The organism is Caulobacter sp., from assembly GCF_049283275.1.
In the GTDB taxonomy this organism is placed as follows: Bacteria; Pseudomonadota; Alphaproteobacteria; order Caulobacterales; family Caulobacteraceae; genus Caulobacter.
In genome coordinates, this window is sequence record NZ_JBAPVS010000125.1 from 12361 (window position 1) to 29229 (window position 16869).

Sequence of the window (16869 nt, forward strand, 5' to 3'; positions counted from 1 at the left end):
ATGGCGTCTGCTCCAGAGCCATTCCATCTGGGTCCCGGCATTCGCCGGGATGAGCGGAGTTTTTAGAGCTAAACCCGCTCGATGATCACCGCCGGGGCCATGCCGCCGGCCGCGCACATGGTCACCAGGCCGCGCTTGAGGTCACGCCGCTCCAGCTCGTCCAGGATCGTGCCGATCAGGATTGAGCCGGTGGCGCCGATCGGATGGCCCAGGGCCATGGCGCCGCCGTTGACATTGACCTTGTCGCGGTCGAGGCCCAGGTCGCGGATGAACTTCTCGGCCACCACGGCGAAGGCCTCGTTGATCTCCCACAGGTCGATGTCGTCGACGGTGAGGCCGGCCTTGGCCAGCACCTTGCGGGCGGCGGGGACGGGGGCGTTGAGCATCAGGGTGGGGCTGTCGCCCATATTGGCCATGGCCACGATGCGGGCGCGGGGCTTCAGTCCATGCTTGGCGGCATAGGCCGGCGAGGCCAGCAGAACGGCCGCGGCGCCATCGACCACGCCCGACGAGTTGCCGGCGTGGTGCACATGCTCGATCTTCAGGTTCGGATAGACCTGATTGATCAGGCCGCCCAAGGTCGTGCCCGCCTCGTCGATCGGCACGCCGGCGATGGCGCCGAACGAGGCCTTCAGGCCGGCCAGACCTTCAAGCGTGGTCTCGGGACGAGGGAATTCCTCGCGGTCCAGGGCGATGGAGCCGTCGTCGCGATAGACCGGGACCAGGGCGCGGTCGAAGCGGCCCTCGCGGATCGCCTGGTCGGCGCGTTGCTGGCTGACCAGGGCCAGTTCGTCCAGGGCCTGGCGCGAAATGCCCTCAAGGGTGGCGATGGCGTCGGCGCAGACGCCCTGATGGCTCTGCGGATGCCGGGCCCGCAGGCGCAGGTTGCCGCTGTCCAGCAGACCCGGCGAGGTGCGGTCGGCCGTGGCGGCGGTGTAGGACATCATTTCGGTCCCGCCGGCGATGACCAGGTCCTCCATGCCCGACATGATCGAGGCCGCCGCCAGGTTCACCGTGGTGATGCCCGAGCCGCAGAACCGGTCCAGGGTCATGCCGCTGGCCTTGACGTCGTAGCCGGCGTCCAGCGCCGCCATCCGGCCCAGGTCGCCGCCCTGCTTGCCGCGCTGGGTGCTGGTGCCCCAGATGATGTCGTCAACCTCGGCGGTGTTGAGGTTGTTGCGCTCGGCCAGGGCCTTCAGCACCGTGGCGGCCAGATGCTGAGGGTGGAAGTCGGCCAGGGCTCCCTTGCCGACCTTGCCGATGCCGCGCGGCGTGCGGCAGGCGTCGATGATCAGGGCTTCGGGCATGGCGGCGTTCCTCCCAGAACGATTGTTTGAACGGAGGAGAGCGCCGGCGCCCTTGGGTCAGTCTAGGGGATTTTTCGATGGGCTGGAGCGTGTTTGCTTCTCATTGAAACAACCACTGATCCCCATTCCCGGCGAAGGCCGGGATCCAGATACATCTGAGCGGCTCTGGGCTTCACCTGGGCCCCGGCCTTCGCCGGGGAGAAGGGGAAAGATTGTCGGTCGATCACCAAAGGCCACGCGACTACAGCTTCAGCCGCATGAACACCGTGCCGTCCGGTGTCGGCGCGTAGTAGGGGCCGGTGCGCTCGAAGCCCATGGCGTCGTACAGGCCCATGGCGGTGGTCATGCTGGGCAGGGTGTCCAGCCGCAGCTCGTCATAGCCGAGCGCTCGGGCGGTCTGGATCACCGCCTCGGTCATCGCCTTGCCCAGGCCAAGACCGCGCGCCGCCGGCAGCAGATAGAGCCGCTTCATCTCGCAGCAGCCGTCGGGGGTGATCGGGCGCAGGCCCACGCAGCCCAGGGGCCGGCCCGCGGCGTCCCGCGCCAGCAGCAGTTCGCCCTTCGGCGGCGCGTACTTGCCGGGCAGGCCGGCCAGTTCGCCGCTGAAGTCCTGATAGCCCAGGTCGATGCTCAGGGTGGCGACGTAGTCCTCGAACAGCGCGACCACCGCCGCCAAATCGGCGGCCGTGCGGACAGGGCGGATGGAGGCGTCGGCGGCCATGTCGCAGGAAAGCAGGATACCGTCGCCGTCCGCAACGGCCGGGGATCGACAGGGGCGATTGTTCGTCAGCTCTCGGCTCGCAAGGGAGAAGGAAACGGCTTCCAAACCTTGCGCTTCTCGACCCGCGCGGTGCATGAGGATATCGACGCGGTGGCGGGCGCGATTTGGCGTTCTGTCGACGCCGCGAGCCCGCCCGGCCCCTCTGGGGCCGCCTCCCCATATAGGGAGGACAGGATCTAAGCCAGGTGGCCGCCCCGTGGCCAGGAATTGAGACATGACCGAAACCACCTCTTCCAAAGTGATCCAAGGCCGCACCGGCCCCTGGGAAATCGTTCTTGGCCTGGAGGTCCACGCCCAGGTCGCCAGCGTGTCCAAGCTGTTCTCCGGCGCCGCCGTCGGTTTCGGCGCGGGTCCCAACCAGCAGGTCAGCCTGGTGGACGCGGCCATGCCCGGCATGCTGCCGGTCCTGAACCGGTTCTGCGTCGAGCAGGCGGTGAAGACGGGCCTTGGCCTGAAGGCGCAGATCAATCTGAAGAGCCGTTTCGACCGCAAGAACTACTTCTATCCCGACCTGCCGCAGGGCTATCAGATCAGCCAGTTCGACCAGCCGATCGTCGGCGAGGGCGTGGTGACCGTCGAGCGTGACGACGGCACGACCTTCGACGTGCGCATCGAGCGCCTGCACCTGGAGCAGGACGCCGGCAAGTCGCTGCACGACCAGGACCCGAACGCCACCTATGTCGACCTGAACCGCGCGGGCACGGCGCTGATGGAGATCGTCTCCAGGCCCGACATGCGCTGCTCGGAGGAGGCCGCCGCCTACGTCAAGAAGCTGCGCACGATCCTGGTCTATCTGGGCACCTGCGACGGCGACATGGAGAAGGGCAACCTGCGCGCCGACGTCAACGTCTCGGTCTGTCGCCCCGGCGCCTACGAGAAGTATCGTGAGACCGGCAGCTTCGAACACCTGGGCACGCGCTGCGAGATCAAGAACGTCAACAGCTACCGCTACATCCAGCAGGCCATCGAATACGAGGCCCGTCGCCAGATCGAGATCCTGGAAGACGGCGGCAAGATCGACCAGGAGACCCGGCTGTTCGACCCGAACAAGCTGGAGACCCGCTCGATGCGGTCGAAGGAAGAGGCGCACGACTACCGTTACTTCCCCGATCCCGACCTGCTGCCGCTGGTTCTGGACCCGGTCTGGGTGAAGGAAATCCAGGAGACCCTGCCGGAACTGCCGGACGCCAAGAAGGCCCGCCTGCAAAGCCAGTACGGCCTGTCGGCCTATGACGCCGGCGTGCTGATCATCGAGGCCGACCGCGCGGACTATTTCGAAGCCGCCGCGAAGGGCCGCGACGCCAAGCTGGTGTCCAACTGGGTGACCAACGAGCTGCTGTCCAAGCTGTCGGCCGGCGGGCACGAGATCGCCGAGTCGCCGTTGCCGGCCTCGGACATCGCTCAGCTGGTCGAGCTGATCGAGAACGGCACCATCAGCTCCAAGATCGCCAAGGAGGTCTTCGAGCACATGTGGGCCGGCGAGGGCCGTCCGGCGCAGATCGTCGAGGCGCGCGGCCTGGTGCAGATCAACGACACCGGCGCCATCGAGGCGGCGATCGACGCCCTGATCGCGGCCAACCCCGACAAGGCCGAGGCCGTGAAGGAAAAGCCCCAGGCCATCGGCTGGTTCGTCGGCCAGGTGATGAAGGAGACCGGCGGCAAGGCCAATCCGGCCACCGTCAACGAACTGCTGCGGAGCAAGCTGGGGCTCTGATCCTCTTCCCGGCTCGCCAACAAGACAAAGGGCCCGCCGCTTATGCGACGGGCCCTTTTCACGACCGGAGCGTCCGGCCTTACGGCTTGGGCGTTTCCGAGGTCGGGGCGCCGGCCGGGTCGGATCCTGCGCCGGCCGGCCTGTGGTGCTTCTTGGCCTTCTTTTCGGGCTTGGCGTCCGCGGCCGCAGCCGCGCCGTCGGTCGGGGTGTCGGAGGCGGTGGCCGAGCTCGGCGTGCCGCTGCTGGTGGCGCTGTCGGCGTCGGAGGACGGTGTCCCCGCCGGGTCGGTCGGCGGAGCCACCGTCCAGGAGGAGGGGGCCTGGGACGAGGACGGGGCGCTGGGGCTGGTGGTCTGGGCGGAAGGATCGGTGACTGGCGCGGTCTGCTGGGCCAGGGCCGATCCGGCGTAACCGGCGGCGGTCAGGGCGAGGACGGCGGCCGAGATGCGAAGATTGATCATGGGAGCGTCTTGTTGCTGTCGCGTCGGAAGGTGACACGACCGACACGCTGGCCCCCGAATGCGTTGGGAATAACCCCGCAATCAGACCATCTCGCCGCATGCGCGGCGATCATGCGGCGAATGGCGACGCTTCTCGAGACTCTCGAAGACGCGCCGCCAAGTTCGTCAGGTCGACATCGCTAGTTGTTGATGATGTCGAAGATCAGTCCGGTGGCGATCGCCGCCAGGACGTAGTCATTGCCGGCGCGGTACCAGTAGTAGCCGCGCGGCGGCGGACGCAGGCGATAGTACCCGTAGTCGTGGATGATATAGCCATTGCCGCGATAATAGGGCGGCAGGTAACCGCCGCGACGCCAGGCGTTGTAGCCGGGCCGATAGCCCGGGCGGCCATAGTAGTAGGCCGGCGGCGCGCCGTAGCTCCAACGGTTGTTGTAGTAGTAGCCGTTGTGGCGGCCGTTATCCCAGCGGCTGTCGCGGTGGTCCCAGCCGTTGTGGCGGCCATAGTCGCGATCTCCGCGTCCGTCATGGCGTCCGCCGTCCCAGCGACCGCCGCCGTCGCGACCGTAGCCGCGTCCGTCGTGGCGGTCGCCACGATCCCGGCCATGATCCTGCGCCGAAGCGTCGCCGGCCATGGCCATCGGGCCGGCCACGGCGGCCATGGCCGCGAGGGTGAGCAACAAGCGCTTCATCCGACGTCTCCTTCTACCTTCGGCGGTCCGACAACCGCCTCATCCTCCGACCTTCGAGGCCAGTTTCGGTCGCGGTGGCTGAACCTCGCCTGAACGGCGCCGTCAGATCGGAACACGAGCGGCCTTGGCGACAGCGCCGGACGGGGCCATGTTGGTGGTCAAAAGAAACGTCCTGCCAACATTCTCGGGAGTCCGCCGATGAGCCGTCCGATCGAGCTGTACTATTGGCCCACGCCGAACGGCTGGAAGATCTCGATCGCCCTGGAGGAGATGGGGCTGGCCTATACGATGATCCCGGTGAACATCGGGACGGGCGAGCAGTTCAAGCCGGACTTCCTGGCCATCAGCCCCAACAACCGCATGCCGGCCATCGTCGATCCCGAGGGGCCGGACGGCCGGCCGATCTCGGTGTTTGAATCCGGGGCCATCCTGCAGTACCTGGGCCGCAAGACCGGCCAGTTCTATGGGGCGAGCGAGCGCGAGCGGGTCGAGATCGACCAGTGGCTGATGTGGCAGATGGGCGGCCTGGGGCCGATGGCGGGCCAGACCCACCACTTCCGCCAGTACGCCGCGGCGATCGTCAGCGACCAGCGCCAGATCGCCTATGGCGCCATCCGCTACACCAATGAGACCCACCGCCTGTACGGCGTGCTCGACAAACAGCTGGCCGGGAAGGATTTCATCTGCGGCCAATTGTCCATCGCCGACTTCGCCTGCTGGGGCTGGGTCGTGCCGTGGAAGAACCAGGGCATCCTCCTGGAGGAGTTCCCACACCTGAAGGCATGGTTCGAGCGCATGGCCGCCCGCGACGCCGTTGATCGGGGCTTCAAGCTGGGCGCGGAGTTGCGCCGCCAAGGCCTGCAGGCGCCTGGGAAGGCGCAGGAAGAGGCTCGAAGAGTCCTGTTCGGCCAGCGCGCCCGTTAACCTGCTGTATACGGCGGTTTACACTTAGTAACATCCGTGAATCATTTATGTATTCATGGACGAGATTCATGATGTCGTCGCCCTTAACTATATGTTCAGTGCCGATGGACTTTTCTCCTCTCAGAACCAAGCGGAGCTAGAACGGCGACGCGGGCTGAAGGAAATAGAAGCCATGATGATGGGTATCGAACCACCGGCCGCCATCCACGGGATTCCGCTGCCGACCACCGACACCACGGGCGACGAGCTGTTCCGTATGGGCCTGCTCTATTCGACCGGCCAGGGCGGCGCGCCGCTGGACTACGTCTCGGCCCACATGCTGTTCAATCTGGCCGCGATGCGCGGTTCGGTCGAAGCCAAGCTCTATCGCAAGGAAATCTCGCAGGAGATGGCCAGCGAGGATGTCGCCGAAGCCCAGCGCCAGGCGCGCGAGTGGCTGTCCCACGGCTGAGCCCGGTAAGGCTGGCTTGATGACGCGTGAAAGGCTTCCGCTTCCACGGAAGCCGTTGACCGCCTAGCTGAAGCCGATCGGCGTCAGGTCGCGAAGGCGCGGCCGCATCGGCAGGCCCCCCGGACACTCCGCCGCGCGGTGCGAACCGCCGCAACGGCGCCAGGTCCGCCCGGCCGCGACCACCACCTCAACGCACCGCCGACCGGTCGCCCAGCAAGCAGGGGATGGTCATGGCGATGATGTAGAGATCCAGCCAGAATGACTGGCGTTCAATATATTCGATGTCCAGGGCCACGCGCTCCTGCACCAGCTCGGCGGTGTCTACAGGTCCGCGCGAGCCGTTGATCGCCGCCCAACCGGTGACGCCGGGCTTCATGCGGTGACGGTGGGCGTAGCGGGCGACCAGCTTCTCGGACTCCACGTCGCCGCTCTTCATGCCGATGGCGTGGGGGCGGGGGCCGACCATCGACATCTCGCCGCGCAGAACGTTGAACAACTGCGGCAGCTCGTCGAGGCTGGCCTTGCGGATGAACTTGCCGACCTTGGTGACGCGGTCGTCGTTGGCGGTGACCTGGCGCGCGGCCTTGGCGTCGGCGGCTTCGTGGCGCATCGAGCGGAACTTCCAGACCAGGATCGCCTCGTTGTTGAAGCCATGGCGACGCTGGCGGAAGAACACCGGACCGGGGCTGTCCAGCTTGATGGCCAGGGCGACCAGCAGCATCACGGGCGCGGCGGCCAGCAGGCCCAGCGATCCCACCACCACATCCTGGACACGCTTGACGGAGGCGCGGCGCGCATCGGTGGCGACCCCGGACAGATCCACATAGTGGGCCAGCGAGGCGTTGCGTTGCGTCTCGCGGTCCAGGTCGATGAACAGGCTGACGGGATTGGGCAGGATCTCCAGCCGTTCGACCAACTGGCTGACCCGGGCGTGAGCGGAGGAGCTCACCGCGATGATCACCCGATCGACGCAGGGCATGATGCGGTGGACCAGCAGGCTGCCGGTGTCGCCCAGCACGGGCACGCCCAGCACTTGGGACGGCGAGCGGTCGGAGCGGTCGTCGAATATGCCCAGCACATTGACGTCGCCGGTGGCCAGGGCGGAGCGGATGAAACGCTCGGCATTGGTCGTCGCGCCCACGATCACGATATTGGGGGTCAGGAGGCCATCGCGCCGGCCGTGGTCGATCATGCGCCACCAGGCGACGTGCAGAGCGGCGGTGGTGGCGGCCAGGGCGATCCCCCAGCCGGCGAACAGGGCGATGTCCATCTGGCTGGACCTGACGATCAAGGTCGCCAGCAGCACCACCACGCCGACCACGCCGAAGGCGGCCGACACCCGCAGGGCCTGACGGCCCAAGGTCTCGCGACGGTGGAAGGTGTAGGCCTCCAGCAGATGCAGGGCGAGCGGCAGGGCCAGGGCGCCCAGCATCAGCGGCGCCAGGACGTTGGTCGTCGGGCGGGCGATCGAGGCCACGGCGGCGGTGACGCCGGCGAAGACCAGACCGTCGACCACGCGAAACAGCCGCGACAGACTGCGCACCTGCATCCGGGCCCGGGCGGGAACCAGGCGGCCGGGCCGGAACGGGCCGCGCCGGCCGACGCCCTCGCTCGCCTCGTCCTCGATCACCAGGCGCGGCGCGGCGGTTTCGGCCTCGAGCTCGGCGACATCCTTCAGTTCCGGCGTGTGCGCGATTGCGGACGACATCAGACCCGACCCCCTTGTAGAACGGGGTTCAACCTAGCCTCGCGGTCTAAGCTTCACGTTAACGTGGATTTTTCGAGACAGCGCGTTGTCATGCCGTCGCGAACAGGCTATCGAACCGCTCCCCTCTCAGGAGGAGACGTGGCCGAGAGGCTGAAGGCACCGCTTTGCTAAAGCGGCATACCCCAAAAGGGTATCGAGGGTTCGAATCCCTCCGTCTCCGCCACCCCTTCACCAGGCTTTCGCGACCAAGGGGGGATGGGCTGCTCCCTCTTCTTCTCCGCCTTCGTCGGGTTGTCCCAGGGGTTCATTCGACAACCTCCCGATCCCTGTCGTCCGGACGAGGGACCCGACGTCGCTCGACGTGACGCTGGGTTTTGCAGGATTGTTCAGCGGGTCGTAAGACTCCAGCGGGGAGACCGACCTTGCCGGCCGAACCCGCTGGGAGTCGAACGCCTTGGATGTGCCTCTGTTGAATCTGCTGGTCGCCCTGGGCGTGGGTCTGCTGATCGGGACGGGGCGCGAGCGCGCCATCAACGACCCGAAGGGGCCGGCCGATGCGGGCGTGCGCACCTTCTCCCTCGCCGCCCTTGGGGGCGCCGTGGCGATCACGTGCGGCGGCGTCATGCTGCTGGCGGTCCTGGCCGTCGCCATCGCCGCCCTGGCGGGCCTGAGCTATTGGCGCAACCGCGAGCAAGAGGGGCCCGGCCTGACGACCGAGTTCGCGCTGCTGCTGACGGTGCTGTCCGGCGGCCTGGCCATGAAGGCCCCGTCCGCCGCCGGCGCGGTGGGCATCGTGGCCGCCCTGCTGCTGTCCAGCCGCGAGCGCTTGCATCACTTCGTGCGCACGGTGCTGACCGAGGACGAGGTCCGTTCGGCCCTGATCCTGGGCGCGGCCCTGATCGTGGTCATGCCGTTGCTGCCCGACCGGCAGATGGGTCCCTACGAGGCGCTCAATCCTCAATCCGTCTGGCGGCTGGTGGTGCTGGTGCTGCTGATCGGCGCGATCGGCCACCTGGCGACGCGGGTGCTCGGGCCGCGGTTCGGCCTGTCGATCTCGGGCCTGGCCTCGGGCTTCGTGTCCAGCTCGGCGACGATCGGGGCCATGGGCGCGCGGGCGGCCAAGGATCCGAAGGTCATGAGCTCGGCGGTGGCCGGCGCGGTGCTTTCCACCGTCGCCACCGTGGTCCAGATGGCCCTGGTTGTAGGGGCCACCAGCCCGGCCGCCCTGCAGGTGATGGCTGCTCCGCTGATCTGCGCCGGCCTGGCCGCCGCGGGCTACGGCGCGGTCTTCACGATCGCGGCTCTGCGGACCCCGCCGCCGAAGGAGGGGGGGCGGCCGGACAGCGCCTTCAGCCTGATCGGCGCCCTGATCTTCGCCCTGACCCTGTCGGTGGTGCTGCTGGCCTCGGCCGCCCTGCGCGCGGAGTTCGGAGCGACGGGCGCGATCCTGGCGGCCGCCGTCGCCGGCTTCGTCGACACTCATGCGCCCGCGATCTCGATCGCTTCGCTGACCGCCAACGGCCGGATCTCGGCGCAGGACGCCGTGATCCCTATCCTGGCGGGCTTCACCACCAACACGATCACCAAGATCGTGGTGGCCTCCACCAGCGGAGGTCGCGCCTTCGCCCTGAGAGTGGCTCCCGGCGTGGTTCTGGTGGCGGCGGCCGCCTGGGCCGGCGCTCTGATCGGTCACGTCGTCAACTGAGGCGGACTCCCATGCCGCCTGATCCTCAATCCGATCTTGATCGCCCTGCCATCCGCCGCCTATGCAAGTGTTTTCGGCGTGGTTGTTCATGAGTCCTTCTCGTCCCCCGACCCGGCCAGCGGCCGAACGCAACATCGCCTCGTACGCCGTGGACCTCGCCGCGGCCCTGGGCGCCCGCGCGGCCTTCACCCTGACGGGGGGAATGGCGATGTACCTGAACCGGGCCGTATCGACCCATCCGGGGCTGACGGCCGTCTATAACCAGCACGAACAGGCCTGCGCCGCCGCCGCCGAGGGCTACGCCAAGGCTACGGACTATCGAGGCGCGGGCCTGGCGGTGGTCACCGCCGGTCCGGGGGTCACCAACACCATCACCAGCCTGTGCTCGGCCTATGGCGACAGCGCGCCGGTGATCGTGCTGGCCGGCCAGGTCAAGACCGCCGACATCGACGCCTTCGGCACGCGCACCCATGGCGCCCAGGAGGTGCGGTCGCGCGACCTGATCAGCCCCTGCGTCAAGCGCTTCATCCGGCTGACCGCGGCGGATTTCCGCGAGGAGCTGATCGAGACCTTCGCCGAGGCCTTCGCCGGACGGCCGGGGCCGGTGTTCGTCGAGATCCCGCTCGACATCCAGAACGTGGTGATCGACGACACGCCCGAAGATGTCGAGGCGGCGGTCGAGGCGATCCGGGCCCGGGTCGCTGCCCAGGTCGGTCCCGCCGATCTCGCCGCCTTGACCGAGGCCCTGACCTGGCTGCTCGAGGCCGAGCGTCCGCTGGTCTATATCGGCAACGGCTGCCGGCTGGCCCAAGTGGAGGCCGCGGCGCGCAGCTTCATCGAGGCGCACGGCCTGCCGGCGGTGGTCTCCTGGGTGTCGATCGACCAGCTGCCGACCGAGCATCCGCTGAACTTCGGCGCGCCAGGCGGCATGGCGCCGCTCTCGGCCAACCAGATCCTCTATAGGGCCGACCGGGTGCTGTTCCTGGGCGCGCGGCTGGACTTGGGCACCACGGCCTTCCAGCGCCAGGATTTCGGAGGCCAGGCCCAGCGGGTGATGATCGACATCGACCCCAGCGAACTGGCCAAGTTCGACGGCATGCCGGACACGCGCGCCGTTCGGGCGGATCTGAAGGCCCTGCCGGCCGGCGTCGGCGCGACCCGGGATCGCCCCAAGGCCATGGCGGCCGACTGGCTGGCCTGGTGCGAGGCGCGCCGAGCCGAATATGCGGTCGATGAGCGCCGACGCCTGACGGTCGACAGCCTCAACGTCTACGGCGTGGCCCAGCGCCTGTCGGCCTGGTCGCCCGGCAAGGTCTTCGCGCCCACCAGTTCGGGCTGGGCCATCGAGGCCTTCTTCCGCTTCTTCGCGCCGCGCGAGGACGCCCGCATCTTCTTCGGCGCCTCGCTGGGCGCCATGGGCCTGGGCCTGCCCCAAGCGTTGGGCGCCAGCTTCGCCACCGACAAGCAGGTGATCTGCGTCGAGGCCGACGGCGGCCTGATGCTGAACCTGCAGGAGCTGGCGACCCTGGCCAACTACGCCCCCAAGGGCTTCGTGCTGTTCGTGCTCAACAACGACGGCTACGGCTCGATCCTGGCCTCGCAGATCCGTCACTTCGGCGCGGCCGGCGGGTCGGACAGGGACTCCGGCGTCTTCATCCCCGACTACGGCCGGGTCGCCCCGGCGTTCGGCCTGCGCTATCTGCGGATCGACAGCCTGGAGGCGTTGGACGCCCTGCTGCCGACCCTGGCCGCGGACGCCCCGCCGGTGGTTGTCGACCTGATGATCGACGCCACGGAGTCGCGCGGTCCGGCGGTCAAGACGGTGATATCGCCGGAGGGCAAGCTGTCGTCCACGCCGCTGTCGGACATCCAGTGGTAGCGGCCTCGTGAGCGAACGCATCGCCAGCCGCTGCATCTGCTGCGACGGCGAGCGCCTGCGCAAGTCGCCAGCGATCCTGATGCCCTTCGTCGCCAAGCGGGTGTTCGACTGGGAGCCGGTCGAAATCACGCCCGACTGGGGCATGAAGACCCTGCGCCTGGGCATGGCCTACCCGCTGTGCAACTCGGTGCAGTGCCGCGACTGCGGGGCGCTGTTCCTGGACATCCGGTTCAGCGACGCGGAGATGGCGCGGCTCTACACCGGTTATCGCAACGCCGAGTACACGGCGATGCGCGAGCGCTTCGAGCCCGGCTACGCGGCCCTGAACACCGCCCTGGCCGAGCGGGCGGCCTACCTGCCGCAGGTCGAGGCGATGATCGCGCCGCATCTGGCGGGGCCGCCGCACGTGCTGGACTGGGGCGGCGACACCGGCCTCAACACGCCCTTCCGGGACGGCGCTGCGAGCCTGTCGGTGCACGACATTTCGGGCCTGACCCTGGTCGAAGGCGTCGCCGCCGTCGATCGCGACGACCTGGTGCGGGCCCGGTTCGACCTGGTGGTCTGCAGCAACGTGCTGGAGCACGTGCCGGCCCCGGCGGCCCTGCTGGACGACATCGCCGAGGCGATGTCGCCGGAAACCCTGCTCTATCTGGAAGTGCCGTACGAGGCCTACATGATCCAGAACGCCGGGGTCGAAGACCTGGCGGCGGGCCGGAAGTACTGGCACGAGCACGTCAATTTCTTCACCGAAACGTCGCTGCGCGCCCTGGTCGCCCGCCAGGGTCTGGCGATCGTCCATTTCGAGATCCTGGAGACCGAGATCTACGGACGGACGGGCCGGCTGTTCTGCATGCTCTGCCGGAAGGGCTAGAGGTAGAGGACTTCGCTGTTCGGATAGGTCTCGCGGAAGAACGCGTCCAGCTTGGAGAACTGCGAGACGGTGCAGACAATCAGGCCGCCGTTGATCCGGGCGACGTCGGTCGGGGCCACGAACTGGAAAGTGCCTTGGCCCTCGGCCGACAAAGCCGGCGCGTTGCGGTCGATCACCGCGACGACATTGCCTTCCAGCCCGTTCAGCGGACCGCTGGGCAGCAGGCTGCGATGGAAGTTGTCGCCAAAGCCGTAGACGAAGAACTTTCGGTCCTTCAGTTCGGCATGAACCTTGGCCCAGCGCGACGCCTCGGCTTGCAGATAGGCCTCGATGGCGGCGGGGACAGCCTGCTCGGCCCGTCGGTTCTGCAGGACGACATACTGGGCCGGATAGAACTCGCCCAGGGCGTAGGGCATGCGATAGGTCCCGCCGGCTACGACGTCGAAACCTTGCGGCGCGATCTTCAGGATCGACCGCTGCGAGAAGTGGTTGATGTGCAGTCGGTCGACATAATAGCCGAAATGGGGCTGCGGAAAGCTGGCATAGAGTTTCGGATCCGGCGTTTCGATGTGGACCAGGCCGCCTTCGCCGACCAGGCCGAACAGGTCCTTGATCTGATCGATGTCGGCCATGTGCTCGACCACGTGGCTGAGGATCACCAGGTCGTGGCCGGCGTCCGGGAATTGGTCGCTGAACCGCAGGTTCGGCAGGTCCGACGGGAAGTTGGCGTTGATGTCGAAGCCCAGGAACTGGACCTGCGGGAAGCGCTCGGCCAGGACGTGCAGCAGCCCGCCGCCGCCGCAGCCGAAGTCCAGAACCGAACGGACCGACCGCGAGGCGATCAGGCCGGCCAGGATCTCGGCCTGGGGCAGGTTGCGATACTGGCCGTGCCGTTGGGCGGCGTCGTTGGCGACCGCCGCATAGTAGTCGCGATAACCGATCGGATCGCGGGGCCAGGTGTAGGCGAAGTCGCAGTCCGGGCAGCCGTACAGGGTGATGGCGCCGGGCAGGTGCGGCTTGTCGCCGAAACGCAGCTCGGCGATCGGCGCGCCGGCCTGGCGGTCGCAGATCGGGCAGGAGGGCTTGTGGGACATGATCTCTAGGGCGCCGTCGACTTCAGGAACATCTTGGAAGCTTCCTGCGCGGCGTCACGGGCGCGGATCAGGGCGTTTGTCGCTTCGGTCTCGCGCCGGGCCATTTGCTGGAGCGTGTTGCTGTAGGTCCAGAGCTCGGCGAACTGCGCCATCCGGTCCGATCGGCAATGGACCAGGGCGGCCTCCAGGGCGCGACGATGGCCCAAGGTGAGGTGATAGCCCGAATGGGCCGCCCGCAGGATGTTCTCGAACACCGTATCGACCAGCGTGACGCTCGGTGGATCGTAGGAGGTCACCTGCCGATGGCCGTTGGTGCGCTCGAAAAGGTCGGCCGGCGCGCCGACCTTTTCGGCGACCTCGATCAGCATGCGGGGCAGGTCTCCCGCGTAGTCGAAGAAGTTGCCGCCGTTGTAGTCGATGGTCTGGGAGTTATCGACCCTGTGCACCAGATGGTTGGCCGCGCTGTAATAGGCCGGGGCGTGGGCGTGCTTTTCCAAGAAGGCGACCACGTGCGGGTGGCGTGTGTCGCTGCGCAGATAGGGCTCGGCGTCCAAGGACCGGGCGACCTCGGTGCTTTCGATCTGGGCGCTGATGAAAGCCAGCTGATTGATCCCGAATGCGCTGAACAGATCGATGAAGGTGTCGAAGCGCCTGTCTGGCACGTTGTTCAGTCTCGGGTAGAGCGTCTGGCTCAGATCGGCGTTGGCGGCGCTCTTGTTCAGGGTCAGGAAGCTGGGCGCCTCGCGCTCGAGGATCGAGACCACGCTCCGCACCCCGTCCTCCAGCAACACGTCGTCCGAGCCGAAGGTCCAGGTGTAGCGGCCGCGGGCCCGCCAGGGCGCGGCGAACAGGTTGAAGAAGCCGCCCTCGTCGCGGGCGTTGAGCATGTAGCCCAAGCGCGGGTAGTGCGCGGCCAAGGCCCGGATCATGCCGACCGTCTCGGCGCTCGAGGCGTTGTCGCTGATCAGCAGCTCGACCTTGTCCTCAAGCCCGTCCGTCAGCTGATCGGCGATGCATTGCACGGTCAATTTCAGTTCGGCGGCGCGCTCATGGGTGGGGATGACGATGCTGAGCACCGGCGGCTGAGCGAACGGCCGGACCTGGCTGTCGGCGAGAGCGCATTCGAGTTTGGACATGGGCTCTCTCGCTTGAGGGTCAGGCGGACGCCATGGCGCGGGCGCGGCAGAAGCTGTGAAGGATGTCGAGCATATAGGCGATGTGGTCGTCGCCGAGGCCGGGATAGACCCCGATCCAGAACGTCCGCTCCATGATCGCGTCGGCGACGGTCAGGTCGCCGGCGATGCGGAAATTTCGGCCGGCCATGTAGGGCTGGCGCACCAGATTGCCGCCGAACAGCAGGCGCGTGCCGATCCTGGCGTCTTCCAAGGCGCGGGTCAGTTCGTTGCGGGTGAACGGCGCGTCCGGCTTGACGGTGATCGGGAAGCCAAACCAGGCCGGGTCGCTGTTCGGCGTCGCCTCGGGCAGCACCAGGAACGCCTGCAGGTCGGCCAAGCCGGCTTTCAGGGTGGCGAAGTTGCGCTTGCGGGCCGTGATGAAACCGTCGAGGTGGTCCAGCTGGGTCACCCCCACCGAGGCCTGCATGTCGGTCATCTTCAGATTATAGCCGAGGTGGCCGTAGATATATTTGTGGTCGTAGCCGCGCGGCAGGTCGCCCATCTTCCAGCCGAACCGCTTGCCGCAGGTGTTGTCCATGCCCGGCGCGCAGAAGCAGTCGCGGCCCCAGTCGCGGAACGACTCCGCCAGGCGGCGCAGGAACTCGTCGTTGGTGAAGACCGCTCCGCCTTCGCCCGTGGTGATGTGGTGGGCGGGATAGAAGCTGAGGGTGGCGACGTCGCCGAACGTGCCCACCTGTCTGCCGCCATAGGTCGAGCCCAGGGCGTCGCAGCAGTCTTCGACCAGCCACAGTCCGTGGTCGTCGCAGAGCTTGCGGATGGCGGCCAGGTCGAAGGGATTGCCCAGGGTGTGGGCGGCCATGATCGCCTTGGTCTTGGGGCCGATGGCGGCGGCGACCTTGTCGGGATCGAAATTGTAGGTGGTCGGCAGCATGTCGACGAACACGGGGACCAGGCCCGCGCCGAGCAGCGGATTGACCGTGGTCGGGAAACCGGTGGCGGCGGTGATCACCTCGTCGCCGGGCTTCAGCTGGCGAGCCTTCAGCTTGGGCGAGGTCAGGGCCGACAACGCCACCAGATTGGCGGACGAGCCGGAATTGACGGTCATCGCGAACCGGGCGCCCAGGCGCTGGGCCAGCTTGGCTTCGAAGGCGTCGTTGAAGCGGCCGGTGGTCAGCCAGAAGTCCAGGGACGAGTCGACCAGGCTGCGCATGTCGGACGCGTCGTAGATCCGCCCCGAGACCGGAACGGGCGAAGCGCCGGCTTCGAACGCCTTCGGCGCGTGGGCCAGCGCGTGGTATTCCTCGACCAGGGCGAGAATTCGGGCGCGGAGCGCCGCGGTCTCCTCAGAGGGTTCCTGAAACGAAATGACCTGCTCCCCGATGGCCCGCCCCTGCATGGCCTTGCTGCTCCGCCTCGGCGGAGACCAAGATTATCGCCGATTCGGCGCGTGTTCGACGCGCCAAACTGCCGCGTGGGACGCGGCGCGGGCGTTGCGTGCGTCCCGGTCGGCATTGGACGCGTCATGACCATCGGCATCAACGGGGATTTCTGGCGAGGACGGCGAGTGCTGCTGACTGGCCATACCGGCTTCAAGGGCGGCTGGATGAGCCTGTGGCTGGAGCGGCTGGGGGCGACCGTGCGCGGCATGGCGCTGGCGCCGGACAGCGAGCCCAGCTTGTTCGAGGCGGCGCGGATTGCTCAGGGTCTGGACAGCGTGATCGCCGACATACGCGATCCCGATGCGATGGACGCCGTCGTGCTGGATTTCGCGCCGTCGGTGGTGATCCACATGGCCGCCCAGCCCCTGGTGCGGCGCTCCTATGACGAACCGCGCGAGACCTTCGCCACCAACCTGATGGGCACGGTCAACCTGCTGGACGCGGTGCGCCGGCTGCCCCGTCCCGCCACGACGCTGATCATCACGACCGACAAGGTCTACGAGAACCTTGAGCACGGCCAGGCCTATCGCGAGGGCGACCGTCTGGGCGGACGCGATCCCTACAGCGCCAGCAAGGCGTGCGCCGAGCTGGCGGTGAAAGCCTATTTCGCTTCATCCCTGGACGCGGCGGGCGCGGCGGTGGGCGTGGCCCGGGCCGGCAACGTGATCGGCGGCGGCGACTGGTCGCGCGACCGTCTGCTGCCCGACGTCC

Annotated in this window: 15 protein-coding genes and 1 tRNA gene; 8 read left to right on the top strand and 8 right to left on the bottom strand. The window is 67.7% G+C overall.

Annotation, left to right across the window (positions count from 1 at the left end; genetic code table 11):
• Positions 1–68: 68 nt before the first annotated feature.
• Positions 69–1307: an acetyl-CoA C-acetyltransferase gene (locus WAL33_RS06020; protein ID WP_422179464.1), complete on the bottom strand. Its 1239-nt coding sequence runs from the start codon at positions 1305–1307 to the stop codon at positions 69–71.
• Between the two features lie 241 nt (positions 1308–1548).
• Positions 1549–2028: a GNAT family N-acetyltransferase gene (locus tag WAL33_RS06025; RefSeq protein ID WP_422179466.1), complete on the bottom strand. Its 480-nt coding sequence runs from the start codon at positions 2026–2028 to the stop codon at positions 1549–1551.
• A 274-nt stretch (positions 2029–2302) separates the two neighbouring features.
• Here WAL33_RS06025 and gatB point away from each other — a divergent pair, with 274 nt between their 5' ends.
• A complete protein-coding gene (gene gatB, locus WAL33_RS06030) occupies positions 2303–3802 on the top strand; it encodes an Asp-tRNA(Asn)/Glu-tRNA(Gln) amidotransferase subunit GatB (protein ID WP_422179468.1) in 1500 nt (499 codons plus the stop codon).
• A 79-nt stretch (positions 3803–3881) separates the two neighbouring features.
• Here gatB and WAL33_RS06035 read toward each other — a convergent pair whose 3' ends face one another.
• Together WAL33_RS06035 and WAL33_RS06040 are read right to left on the bottom strand one after the other, a co-directional pair.
• Positions 3882–4262 carry a proteophosphoglycan 5 gene (locus WAL33_RS06035; RefSeq protein ID WP_422179470.1) on the bottom strand — a complete coding sequence of 127 codons (381 nt, stop codon included), beginning with the start codon at positions 4260–4262 and terminating at the stop codon, positions 3882–3884.
• Between the two features lie 179 nt (positions 4263–4441).
• On the bottom strand, positions 4442–4951 hold the full coding sequence (locus tag WAL33_RS06040) for an RcnB family protein (protein WP_422179472.1): 510 nt from the start codon (positions 4949–4951) through the stop codon (positions 4442–4444).
• A gap of 198 nt (positions 4952–5149) precedes the next feature.
• On the opposite strand from WAL33_RS06040, the gene WAL33_RS06045 reads away from it, so the two are divergent.
• Together WAL33_RS06045 and WAL33_RS06050 are read left to right on the top strand one after the other, a co-directional pair.
• A complete protein-coding gene (locus WAL33_RS06045; RefSeq protein ID WP_422179474.1) occupies positions 5150–5875 on the top strand; it encodes a glutathione S-transferase N-terminal domain-containing protein in 726 nt (241 codons plus the stop codon).
• Between the two features lie 172 nt (positions 5876–6047).
• Entirely contained in the window at positions 6048–6326 is a 279-nt protein-coding gene (locus WAL33_RS06050) for a sel1 repeat family protein (protein ID WP_422179476.1), read from the top strand.
• A gap of 187 nt (positions 6327–6513) precedes the next feature.
• Here the strand turns inward: WAL33_RS06050 and WAL33_RS06055 are convergent, their stop codons facing one another.
• Positions 6514–8034, bottom strand: coding sequence for an exopolysaccharide biosynthesis polyprenyl glycosylphosphotransferase (locus WAL33_RS06055; protein ID WP_422179478.1), 1521 nt, complete (start codon positions 8032–8034; stop codon positions 6514–6516).
• Positions 8035–8166: 132 nt separating this feature from the next.
• Here WAL33_RS06055 and WAL33_RS06060 point away from each other — a divergent pair.
• The 4 genes from WAL33_RS06060 (at position 8167) to WAL33_RS06075 (ending at position 12489) form a co-directional block, all read left to right on the top strand.
• Positions 8167–8257, top strand: a tRNA-Ser gene (locus WAL33_RS06060).
• Positions 8258–8494: 237 nt separating this feature from the next.
• A complete protein-coding gene (locus tag WAL33_RS06065) occupies positions 8495–9739 on the top strand; it encodes an MgtC/SapB family protein (protein ID WP_422179490.1) in 1245 nt (414 codons plus the stop codon).
• A gap of 88 nt (positions 9740–9827) precedes the next feature.
• Positions 9828–11618, top strand: coding sequence for a thiamine pyrophosphate-binding protein (locus tag WAL33_RS06070; protein ID WP_422179480.1), 1791 nt, complete (start codon positions 9828–9830; stop codon positions 11616–11618).
• Positions 11619–11625: 7 nt separating this feature from the next.
• On the top strand, positions 11626–12489 hold the full coding sequence (locus WAL33_RS06075) for a class I SAM-dependent methyltransferase (protein WP_422179482.1): 864 nt from the start codon (positions 11626–11628) through the stop codon (positions 12487–12489).
• Here WAL33_RS06075 and WAL33_RS06080 read toward each other — a convergent pair.
• Genes WAL33_RS06080 through rfbH form a run of 3 tightly spaced genes read right to left on the bottom strand, consistent with a single transcriptional unit; the run spans position 12486 to position 16115 of the window.
• Positions 12486–13583 (bottom strand): class I SAM-dependent methyltransferase, encoded by a 1098-nt coding sequence (locus tag WAL33_RS06080; protein WP_422179484.1) that lies wholly within the window; start codon positions 13581–13583, stop codon positions 12486–12488. The two genes, WAL33_RS06075 and WAL33_RS06080, sit on opposite strands and share 4 nt — an antisense overlap.
• A 5-nt stretch (positions 13584–13588) precedes the next feature.
• Positions 13589–14719 (bottom strand): glycosyltransferase family 2 protein, encoded by a 1131-nt coding sequence (locus WAL33_RS06085; protein WP_422179486.1) that lies wholly within the window; start codon positions 14717–14719, stop codon positions 13589–13591.
• A gap of 19 nt (positions 14720–14738) precedes the next feature.
• Positions 14739–16115 (bottom strand): lipopolysaccharide biosynthesis protein RfbH, encoded by a 1377-nt coding sequence (gene rfbH, locus WAL33_RS06090; protein ID WP_422179488.1) that lies wholly within the window; start codon positions 16113–16115, stop codon positions 14739–14741.
• Between the two features lie 126 nt (positions 16116–16241).
• Here rfbH and rfbG point away from each other — a divergent pair.
• A partial coding sequence (gene rfbG, locus WAL33_RS06095) for a CDP-glucose 4,6-dehydratase (protein WP_422179489.1) occupies positions 16242–16869 on the top strand: 628 nt, incomplete at its 3' end.